The sequence below is a fragment of the Geobacillus sp. ZGt-1 genome, from assembly GCF_001026865.1.
Taxonomy (GTDB): domain Bacteria; phylum Bacillota; class Bacilli; order Bacillales; family Anoxybacillaceae; genus Geobacillus; species Geobacillus thermoleovorans.
Genome location: NZ_LDPD01000026.1, coordinates 154327 through 163553, shown reverse-complemented (window position 1 = coordinate 163553; position 9227 = coordinate 154327). Strand labels below are relative to the sequence as shown.

Below are 9227 nucleotides of genomic sequence, written 5' to 3'. Positions count from 1 at the left end.
CGAAAACATCTCCCGCGGGTTTGCCGCACAGCTGGCGGACAGCCGGGCGATTGTGCCGCTGGATCAATTTGAAGGGTTTGATGATGTAATCGGCAAACGGCAAATGAAAAGCACGATTTCAACATGGAAGTTCGCCGATGGGCATCAATATGTGCTGCCGATTTACTCCAACGCCATGCTGTTCGGTTGGCGAATCGATATTCTGAAAGAGTTGGGGTATAACGCTCCGCCGAAGACGTACAGCGAAGTCATGGAAGTCGGCAAAAAGCTGAAAGAAAAATATCCGAACAAGTTTCTATGGGCGAGAGCCGACTTGGTCAAACCGACGTGGTGGGCGAGATGGTTTGACTTCTTCATGATTTACAATGCGGCGTCGAATGGGACGCATTTCATCGATGGAAACAAGTTGAGTGCGGATCGTGACGCGGGTGTGAAGACGCTCCAGTTCTTCGCTGATTTAAGCAAAAATCAGCTCGTGTTGACGAAAGAGACGAAAGATCCGTTTGAAAGCGGTACATCCTTGATGTCCGATTTAGGGCCGTGGACGTTCCCGTATTGGGCTGAGAAGTTTCCGGAAATGAAGTTTAACGAGAAATACGTGTTGTCGATGCCGCCTGTGCCTGATGGCATGGACCCGTCGCAGGCGAAAACGTTCGCCGATACAAAAGGGCTGGTCATTTACGCTTCGGCGACGAAAGAACAGCAACAAGCCGCGTTCGATTTCGTCAAATGGGTGTATTCCGATCCGCAAAACGATTTGGAATGGCTGAAAGAAACGAACTTGCCGCCGGCGCGGGACGACTTGTCGACGAACGAGGCGTTTGTCTCCTATTTTGAACAAAATCCGCAGCTGAAACTGTATGCGGAAAACGTTCCGAATGCCATACCGCCTATGGATAACGCCAAAATGGTTGAGCTTCAAGAGCTGATCGGCAAAGAGGCGTTGAATCCGGTCNTCAAAGGCGAGAAAACCCCAGAAAAAGCGTGGGAGGACATGGAAAAGGCGATCAATGGGGTGTTAAAATAACATGAATAAACATGCGGCAAAAGTGGGTTGGCTGCTCGCCAGCCCATACCTTATCTATTCCGCTATTTTCTTTTTGATCCCCCTGTTTTGGGCGTTATATCTCGCTTTTACGAACTGGAATTTAATTTCTCCCGAATATGAGACGGTGGGAATGCAAAACTTCCTTGACGCCTTCTCGAGTCCGAGCGTGCGGGCGGCGTTTTGGGTGACGTACAAGTTTATGTTGATGTTTGTGCCGATCGTCATCGCCGGCTCGCTGTTTTTGGCGCTGATTCTTCACCATCTGCCTCGGTGGAAAGGATTGTTTGCCGTCGGATATTTTCTGCCGTATTTGGCGTCGGGGGTGGCGTCGTCGATTGTCGTCAAAGGCGTCATTTCCTACAACAGCCCGTTGAATCAATTTTTGCGGGACGCGTTGGGCTGGGATATTGACTGGCTCGGCTCGCCCATCTTAGCTCCGCTTGTCATTGCGCTCATGATGGCGTGGAAGTTTGTCGGATATTATGCGCTATTGTTTTTGTCCGGCTTGGAAAGCATCCCGAAAGAAGTGTATGAAGCGGCGGAAATTGACGGAGCGATTGGCTGGAAGCGGGTTTGGCACGTGACGATTCCGATGCTGTACCCTTCGTTTTATACCGTGACGATTTTGGCGGTCGGTTTGATGTTTGGCATTTTCACCGAACCGTATGTGTTGACAGGCGGTGGGCCAGAGTATGCGACCCATACGTGGCAGCTGGAGATTTACAACCAGGCGTTTGAAAAATTAAATGCGGGTTATGGAACCGCGGTCGCGATTATCAATTCGATCGTCACCTTTGCGTCGATTTTCGTCTTTCGCAAGGTGTTGGAAAAATGGGGTGGCAAACATGGCTGGGAGTAAAACATGGAAGGTCGGACTGCTTTATGTTTTGGCGTTTGCCGTTTTGTTCGTCATGGTGTTTCCGTATTGGTATATGGTGTTAGGCTCTCTTGCCCCATGGAATGAGGTCGACCGAAAGCTCATTCCGTCGTCATTGACGCTTCGCTCGTATGAATGGCTGTTTCAAGGCGGCGAAGATGTCGTGCCGCGTCCGTGGCTTCGGGCATTTTTCAACAGTTTGCTCGTCACGTCGGCGTCAACGCTGCTCATGCTTGTGACGGCCGTGATGGTTGGATATGCGTTGTCGAAAGTGAAATTTAAAGGGAGACAATGGGTCAACAACGCGATTTTGTTTCAAATGTTTTATCCGTCGATCATTTTGCTTATTCCACTGTTTCTGATCGTCCGGTATTTCGGCTGGTACAACACGTATTGGGCGATGATCTTGCCGAAGGCCGTCAACTTGTGGGCCATCTTTATGTACACGAACTTTTTCCGCAGCATTCCCGATGAATTGATCGAAGCGGCAAAGATGGATGGAGCGGGCCATTTCACCATCATTCGCCGCATTGTCTGGCCGATGTCGCGCTCGATTACGACGATCATTTTCTTGTTCCTTTTTATGGAACGATGGGTGGAACTGCTTTGGGATATGCTTGTTGTGAATAACGAAAAGATGTTGACGTTAAACGTGTTGTTGGCGCAAATGTTTGGACCATACGGCGGATATCCGGGGCCGATGTACGCCGCCTCAGTGCTTCTCACGCTGCCGATTTTGATTTTGTTCCTTTTGTTTAGCAAGAATTTTAAAGAAGGCATGCAGTTCATATTAAAATAATAAAAACATCATGATAGGAAGAGGGAGCAGGGAGAGACGTTATGCAGACAAGGACGCCGACGATGAAAACATGCCAGACACTGCTTGAGGAATTTCAGCGTGCTCCTCAGCCGCTTCGGGTGGAGAAGCTCGTGTTTGCCGGCGTTGGGGGGCGGGATGTGTACAACATTTCCGCGCCGTTTGAAGACGATGGCGAGTGGGTCATTGCCGGACGGGTGGAGGCAAGAGACAGCGAGCAATCAGAAGTATACTTTTTCGTCGAGCGTGAAGGGACATGGGTGCCGCGGGAAGGGGCGCCGGTGTTTGCCTTGCAGGATCCGTTTGTTTCGCGGGTGCACGGGCATCTCGTGTTTGGCGGCGTGGAGACGTTTCCGCATCCCGTGCTTCACGGGAAGCTGTATTGGCGGACGGTGTTTTACCGCGGAAAAACGATCAATGAATTGGCGCATTTTTTCACCGGTCCCGACGGGATGAAAGACATTCGTCTTGTCGAGCTGCGGGATGGGTCGGTTGGGGTCTTCACCCGTCCGCAAGGGGAAAAAGGCGGACGCGGAAAAATCGGCTTCACCCGCATCGGTGCGCTCGATGAGTTGACGGTGGAGGCGATTGAGAATGCCCCATTGATTGACGGCCAATTTGCCGATGAAGAATGGGGAGGCGCCAACGAAGTGCATTTGCTTGGCAATGGGCTCGTCGGCGTCTTGGGCCATATCGCTTGTTTCGATCAGGAGCGGAACCGTCATTATTATCCGATGGTGTTTGCGTTCAATCCAGATACGGGGGAAGCGTCGGACATGGAGTTGATCGCCACAAGAGCCCATTTCCTCGATGGCCCGGCGAAGCGTCCGGATTTGGCGGATGTCGTGTTTAGCGGCGGACTGATTCGCAAAGGGGACGGCACGGCCGATTTTTACGCTGGAACAAGTGACGCAGAAGCGCAAAAACTAACAATCGTTGATCCATTTACGAAATACGAAAGGCAGGGGTGACGATGCACCTTTACCGCTACGAAGAAAACCCGCTGATTACACCGAACGATGTGCCGCCGCACCACGACGGGTTTGAAGTGATCGGGGCGTTTAACGCTGGGGTGGCGAAATTTCAAGGGGAAGTGTTGCTGCTTCTTCGGGTGGCGGAGCGGCCGATGTCGGATGACCCGAACATCGTGAAAGCACCGGTATGGAACCCAGAGACGGGGAAGGTCGATGTTTACGAATTTCGCAAAGACGATCCGCGCTATGATTTTTCCGATCCTCGGGTGATCAAAGAGGCGGGGGCGGAGCGGTTTTTGTATTTGACGTCGCTCTCCTATTTGCGCCTCGCCCGGAGTCAAGACGGGCGGCGGTTTACGATCGACGACCGCCCGTTCGTCTATCCATCGAATGAGCTCGAGACATTTGGTATTGAAGATCCGCGCATTACGTACATTGACGGCACGTATTACATTTATTTCAGCGCCGTCTCACCAAAAGGAGTCGGCGAGGCGATGGTGTCCACAACGGATTTCCGGACGGTGACGCACCACGGCATGATTTTCGCTCCGGAAAATAAAGATGTGCTCATTTTTCCGGAGAAGATCAACGGCAAATATTACGCTCTCCATCGCCCAGTGCCGCGAAGCAACGGCCGCCCCGAGGTGTGGATCGCGGAGTCGGAGAATCTGCTTCATTGGGGGAATCACCGCTTTTTGTTCGGTCTGCGCGAAGGAAAGTGGGACAGCGCCCGCATCGGCGGCGGGGCGGTGCCGATCAAAACGGAGCACGGCTGGCTCGAGTTGTACCATGGGGCGTCGGATGACCACCGCTATTGCATGGGGGCGGTGCTGCTCGATTTGAACGACCCGGCAAAAGTTATCGCCCGCTCGGAGCGGCCGCTTGTTGAGCCGGAAGCGGATTATGAGGTGAACGGCTTTTTCGGCCGCGTCGTGTTCTCATGCGGGGCGCTTGTTGACGGCGATGTTGTGAAAATGTATTACGGCGCCGCCGATACGTCGATGGCGTGCGTCGAGCTGAAGCTGGACGAGATTTTGGATTCGCTTGTGAAAGTATGAAAGCGAAGTTGCCCGCACGTTGCGGTGTAAGAACGGAAACGCCTGGATGGCCGGGCGTTTCTTTTTTGGTTTGCCGCGAACATACCGTGAGCGCAGGTGGGAGAGCGTTCAACGCTCATTGCGTCGTTTCGTTTCTTTTCCGTTCAACAGGATTTGGTATAATAAAAACAACGCCGATTCATCGGTCAGGTCGGCAGAGCGGTTTGCGGCTGGGCAATGAAAGACACTGGCCATGACTCGAAAGAACAGATGATCATCGGATAGAGGAGGAACCATCGGAGATGAAAAAAGTACGCAAAGCGATCATTCCGGCGGCCGGGCTTGGGACGCGGTTTCTGCCGGCGACGAAGGCAATGCCGAAGGAGATGCTTCCGATCGTTGATAAGCCGACGATTCAATATATTGTCGAAGAAGCCATCGCCTCAGGCATTGAGGACNTTATTATCGTCACCGGGAAAGGGAAGCGGGCGATTGAGGATCATTTTGACTACGCGTTTGAGCTGGAACAGATGCTCAAGCAAAAAGGGAAGCTGGATCTGCTTGAGAAAGTGAAAGAGCCGTCGAAGGTGGACATCCACTACATTCGCCAAAAAGAGCCGAAAGGGCTCGGGCATGCGGTTTGGTGCGCGCGCAATTTCATTGGAGACGAGCCGTTTGCGGTGTTGTTGGGCGATGATATCGTCCAGGCGGAAAAGCCTTGTTTAAAACAGCTCATTGAGCAGTATGAACAAACGTTCAGCTCGGTGATTGGTGTCAAGCGCGTGCCGGAGGAAGAAACGCATCGCTACGGGATCATCGACCCGCTCGAGCAGCAAGGCCGGCGCTACCAAGTGCGCCGCTTCGTGGAAAAACCAGCTCCGGGCACAGCGCCGTCGAACTTGGCGATCGTCGGCCGCTACGTGTTGACGCCGGAAATTTTCTTGTTTTTAGAGAAACAGGAAGCCGGCGCAGGCGGGGAGATTCAGCTCACCGATGCGATCGGGCGGTTGAATGAAATTCAGCGCGTGTTTGCCTATGAATTTGAAGGAAAGCGGTACGATGTCGGCGAAAAGCTCGGCTTTATCGAAACGACGATTGAGTTTGCCTTGCAAAACGAGGAGCTGCGGGATGACTTGCTTTCGTTTTTGGAGCGGGTGGTGGCAGAGGCGAAGGGATCGAAGAACAACTAATCAAATTTTTCAGAAGATGAAGACAAAAAAGGAGGGTAGGATGTGGCGCGCATACGGATTGAACATTTTGGTCCTGTGAAGCTGTTTGATGAGGAGATCACGGATGTTACCGTTTTGATTGGCCCCCAAGCGAGCGGAAAAAGTACGATCAGCAAATTGATTTTTTTCTTTCAATCGATTCCTGATGAATGGGTAAACTATTTGCTTTCAGTACGTCAAACGGAAGAAAACAACCCATTTTTTGAGTTCAATAAACGTCTTCGGAGAAAATTTGTTGGGTACTTTGGCACAACCAAACATATGAAACCGTTTCATATTCGTTATGAGTATGATGTTGAAAAGTTTGTCCGTCTTGATTTAAAGGACGGTTATGTACAAATCCATTTCAGCGATCCGCTAAAACGGGAGATTCAGGAAAATTTTAAACATGTTGTGCAGATGAAAAAGGAAATGCAATATGAAGAACAACAGTTGGATGATTTTTGGAATGTCTCCTCGTGGAAAGTGCGTCAACAAAATGTGTTAGAAAAGGTCAAAGCAGCGATCACTGAGGTATTCGGCGATTCCAAAACACCCATTTTTATCCCTGCAGGGAGGAGTTTAGTTGCCACATTGTCGGATCAGCTTCAGGATATTAACCCGCAGCAACTCGATGTGTTGACAGAACAGTTTATCGAGCGAATTAATCTACTAAAGAAGATGTTTTCGCATTCGTTTGAGGAAATCATCGAAGATCGAAAAAAATTCTCGACAGAAAAAATTGACTTTGAGGCAATCCGACTGGCCATCAAGATGATCGAAGGCGTGATGAAAGGGAAATACATGTTCTCTGATTATGGGGAAAGGATTTTTTTTAATGAAAGAGAGTATACAAAACTGAAATTTTCATCTTCTGGACAACAGGAAGTCGTTTGGATTTTGCTGCTGATATTTACAATCATTCTGGAACGGCAGCGAGTGTTTATGGTGATTGAAGAACCCGAGGCACACTTATATCCGAACGCACAAAAAGAAATGGTTGCCTTATTTGCGTTGTTGCTGAATGTGACGAATAGTACGCTCGTGATTACGACTCATAGCCCGTACATTTTGTCTGCTTTTAATATTTATTTGTACGCTGCCAAAATCGGAAACAAACTGGATCAACGTGTGCATCCAATTGTGGACCGAAAGCTGCGCCTTTCTCCAGAGCGGTTAAAGGCCTACATGCTAGAGAGTGAAGGAGGGAAATTCCATTATCGAAGCATTATTGATAATGAATTACAGTTCATACAGGCCGAAGCGATCGATGAAGCATCATCTGCGATCAACCGCGTACTTGATGAACTCATGGAGGCAGAGGAAGCGGGGGAGTAAACATGGCGGTTGTAGGTTGGGAAAGTTGTTTACACTATTGCGACCGTCGAAAACTAGCAGTTGTTGAGGAAAACGGGAGAGGGGTTCGTTTTGTCAATGAGAGGGAAAAGAGGGTGGCCCTGTACCGTGTAGACGGTTGTTTGATTAAAGAGGGGGTAAAATGCGACTTTTTATTTTTAGTGATCGAAGGAGATCGGGCATTTTTCATCGAACTAAAAGGGTCTGACCTTAAGCAAGCTGTACACCAGATCGCCCGAACAATCGAACAGTTAGGGAAATGGCTGCCTGGATATCGATTCGAAGGGAGAATCGTGACTACCCGTGTGAGAACGCCTGCTTTGAAATCGACTTATTTGATGAAGCTGGAAAAAATGTTGAGGAGAACGGGTGGGACATTAGTGGTAAAAGCCAAGTGGGACGAGGTAAACGTATAGGGCAGGAAAGAGGCGACCGGTATGGGTTATTACAGGCTAAAACGGAGTCATATCCCAATCGGACAGGATGACGGCATCCGCATTCTCGTCGACCGCCTTTGGCCGCGCGGGGTGTCAAAGGCCGAGTCGCGCATCGACCGCTGGATGAAAGAGATTGCCCCGAGTCCAGCGCTGCGGCAATGGTTTGGCCATCGGCCAGAGCGGTTTGCCGAGTTTGCGCGGGCATATGAGCGGGAGTTGGAAACAGAGGAAACGAAGCAGGAGCTTGTGGATGAGCTGTTGTCGCTTTCCGGAGTGGTGACGCTGTTGTATGCAGCAAAAAATGAACGACATAACCATGCCGTTGTCCTTTGTGATTTTTTGCGCAAAATAGCCGAGAGGCGAAGCCAGGAGGGATGAACGGTGATTTCTGCGATGGTCGGCGATTTGACGAAGGTTGAAGGGGTCGAGTACATTTGCAATGCCGCCAACGGCATCGGACCGATGGGCGGCGGGGTGGCAGCGGCGATCTGTCGGGCAGGCGGGCGCGTGATTGAAGAGGAAGCGATCCGCGTCTGTCAAGCGCAAGATCCACAGCCGGGCGATTTGTACGTGACAGGGGCAGGCTCGTTGCCGTTTCGGGGTGTGATTCATCTTGTGACGATGAAGCAGCCGGCTGGGGCAACGTCGTATGAGATCGTCCGGTCGTGTCTTGAGCGGCTTGTCGCGCACTGTCGGGAGCACGGGATCAAGAAGGTGGCGCTGCCGGCCTTGGGAACCGGAGTCGGCCGGCTTGACAAAGCGAGAGTGGCTAGGTTATTTCGCGAGGTGCTCGCGCCGGTTGAGGATGTGGAATTTGTGGTCGTTGATATCGACGAGTCATTTATCCAAATGGTTGATTCATATTAAATAAAAATTAAGAAAAAAAGGGCCTTGACAGACGCTTGGCCCTTCTTTTTTTGGCAAAGAATAACGTGTTTCACAATCCTTCATATCATATTATAATATAACACACAAACCAGTTTCATTGACTTCCTTGCCTAGCCTAGGAGGTGGCGCAGCCATCCATGTCCGATTGATTGGACTGGCATGAAAGGAAGTTGGAGAGCGTTTCCTGTTCGAACCTGTTCAGGGAAAATGGCCAAAAGCGATGCATACGGCGTTTTTGGCAACGCCTGGGGGGATGATCATGTTATTCCAATCGCCAACATTGAAGACATGTCAAGTATTAGTCGATGAATTCCGCCTGGCCCCACAGCCGTTTGAGCCGGAAAAACTCCGCTTTGCGGGTGTTGGGGACCGAGACGTTTATAATATTTCCGCACCGTTTGTGGATGAAGGAGAATGGGTGATCGCTGGGCGCGTCGAGGCGCGCGACAGCGAGCAGTCGGAAGTGTACTTTTTCGTCGAGCGTGACGGCGTTTGGGTCCCTCGTGAAGGGGCGCCGGTGTTCGCCTTGCAAGACCCGTTCGTGTCGCGCATTCACGGTCAGCTTGTGTTTGGCGGCGTGGAGAC

Annotated in this window: 10 protein-coding genes and 2 pseudogenes; all 12 read left to right on the top strand. The window is 50.8% G+C overall.

Annotation, left to right across the window (positions count from 1 at the left end; all coding sequences use genetic code 11):
- Positions 1–955, top strand: a pseudogene (locus tag VU18_RS14320) (extracellular solute-binding protein); the annotation flags it as partial.
- A 73-nt stretch (positions 956–1028) separates the two neighbouring features.
- The gene (locus VU18_RS14315) at positions 1029–1907 is read left to right on the top strand and encodes a carbohydrate ABC transporter permease (protein ID WP_011232743.1); all 879 of its coding nucleotides are present in this window, start codon (positions 1029–1031) and stop codon (positions 1905–1907) included.
- Entirely contained in the window at positions 1894–2724 is an 831-nt protein-coding gene (locus VU18_RS14310; RefSeq protein WP_011232742.1) for a carbohydrate ABC transporter permease, read from the top strand. Before VU18_RS14315 ends, VU18_RS14310 begins: the two co-directional genes overlap by 14 nt.
- 41 nt (positions 2725–2765) lie before the next feature.
- The gene (locus VU18_RS14305; protein ID WP_013146551.1) at positions 2766–3713 is read left to right on the top strand and encodes a DUF1861 family protein; all 948 of its coding nucleotides are present in this window, start codon (positions 2766–2768) and stop codon (positions 3711–3713) included.
- A gap of 2 nt (positions 3714–3715) precedes the next feature.
- A complete protein-coding gene (locus VU18_RS14300; RefSeq protein WP_011232740.1) occupies positions 3716–4774 on the top strand; it encodes a glycoside hydrolase family 130 protein in 1059 nt (352 codons plus the stop codon).
- A gap of 281 nt (positions 4775–5055) precedes the next feature.
- A pseudogene (locus tag VU18_RS20715) lies at positions 5056–5211 on the top strand (sugar phosphate nucleotidyltransferase); the annotation flags it as partial.
- A 1-nt stretch (position 5212) separates the two neighbouring features.
- Positions 5213–5943, top strand: a 731-nt coding sequence (locus VU18_RS14295) for a UTP--glucose-1-phosphate uridylyltransferase (protein ID WP_236687416.1), incomplete at its 5' end; no start/stop codon positions are given.
- Positions 5944–5985: 42 nt separating this feature from the next.
- Positions 5986–7299, top strand: coding sequence for an AAA family ATPase (locus VU18_RS14290; protein WP_011232738.1), 1314 nt, complete (start codon positions 5986–5988; stop codon positions 7297–7299).
- Between the two features lie 2 nt (positions 7300–7301).
- Positions 7302–7733 carry a hypothetical protein gene (locus tag VU18_RS14285; protein ID WP_011232737.1) on the top strand — a complete coding sequence of 144 codons (432 nt, stop codon included), beginning with the start codon at positions 7302–7304 and terminating at the stop codon, positions 7731–7733.
- A 21-nt stretch (positions 7734–7754) separates the two neighbouring features.
- Positions 7755–8132 (top strand): DUF488 domain-containing protein, encoded by a 378-nt coding sequence (locus tag VU18_RS14280; RefSeq protein WP_014195130.1) that lies wholly within the window; start codon positions 7755–7757, stop codon positions 8130–8132.
- Positions 8133–8135: 3 nt separating this feature from the next.
- On the top strand, positions 8136–8621 hold the full coding sequence (locus VU18_RS14275; protein ID WP_025038980.1) for a macro domain-containing protein: 486 nt from the start codon (positions 8136–8138) through the stop codon (positions 8619–8621).
- Positions 8622–8901: 280 nt separating this feature from the next.
- A partial coding sequence (locus VU18_RS20710; protein ID WP_047758367.1) for a DUF1861 family protein occupies positions 8902–9227 on the top strand: 326 nt, incomplete at its 3' end.